The sequence below is a fragment of the Streptomyces sp. NPDC086519 genome (assembly GCF_040686075.1).
GTDB classification, from domain to species: Bacteria; Actinomycetota; Actinomycetes; order Streptomycetales; family Streptomycetaceae; genus Streptomyces; species Streptomyces shenzhenensis.
Window position 1 is genome coordinate 1 of record NZ_JBFBJL010000173.1, and the last position, 1289, is coordinate 1289.

Consider the following 1289-nt stretch of genomic DNA (forward strand, 5'->3'; position numbering starts at 1 on the left):
CACCCCCGGCACCCGCCGGGCAGTCCCACTCCAGCCGCCCACCGAGCTCCTCGGCCCGCTCCGCCATGTTGCGCAACCCACTGCGCCGCCCCTCAGGCGCAATACCCACCCCGTTGTCCCTGACCGTCAGGACCAGCTCCCGCCCATCGGTCACCAGCACCACCTCCACACGATCAGCACGCGCATGCCGGGCCACGTTCGTCAACGCCTCCGACAGCACAGCCACCACATGATCCGCGATCTCCTTGGGCACCTCCGTGTCGATCAGCCCCTCCATCCGCACACTCGGCGCAAACCCCAGCGCCCCCGCCGCCTCACCCGCCACCCGCACCGCACGCGCCCGCAACCCCGTCCCCGCCCCACCCTCCCGCGCCCGCAACCCGAAAATCGTCGACCGAATGATCTTGATCGTCTCATCCAGATCATCCACCGCCCGCAACACCCGCTCCGACGCCTCCGAATGCTCGATAAAACGCCCCGCACTCTGCAACGTCATCCCCGTCGCGAACAACCGCTGAATCGCCAGATCATGCAGATCCCGCGCAATCCGATCCCGGTCCTTGAGCACCGCGATCTCCTCGGCATCCCGCCGCCGCTCCGCCAACTCCATCGCAAGCGCCGCCTGCGCCGCGAACACCTCAAGCGGCTCCGTCTCCTTCACCGTGAACAACGGCCCACCAGCCTCCCGCGCCAGCAGCACCACACCCCGCACCCCACCCGCACCACCCGTACCGACAGGAATCGCCACCGCCGGCCCCAGCCCCCCAAAACGCGGCGGCTCAGCCGAAACCCGCTCATCACACAGCACATCCGCACTGATCACCGCCGCCCCCGCAGAGAACGCCAGCCCCATCAACGTCCCCTCCGCAGAAAGCACCAGCCCCCGATGATCCTCCGCATCCATACCGACCGCGATCTCCACCGCCAACGACCCCGTGTCCTCCATCGGAGTCGCCACAGCAGCCAGAGCCGAACCCGTGATCTCCCTCGCCCGCTCCGCTATCAGCCCGAGCGCCTCACCACTCGCCGTGCCGGACATCAGACTGTGACTGATCTCCGCACTCGCCCGCAGCCACCGCTCACGCAACCGCGACTCCTCATACAGACGCGCATTGTCGATCGCCACACCCGCCGCCACGGCCAGCGTCGACGTCACCGACACATCCTCCTCGTCGAACTGCCCCCCACCCCGCTTCTCCGTCAGATACAGATTCCCGAAAACCTGGTCACGCACCCGGATCGGAACCCCGAGAAAAGTGTTCATCGGCGGATGATTCGGCGGAAAACCA

The 1289-nt window shown here is 67.5% G+C and carries 1 protein-coding gene; it reads right to left on the minus strand.

Features of this window, described 5'->3' with window-relative positions:
• Nucleotides 1-1289, minus strand: a 1289-nt coding sequence (locus tag AB0P24_RS47895; RefSeq protein ID WP_365805794.1) for a GAF domain-containing protein, incomplete at both ends; no start/stop codon positions are given.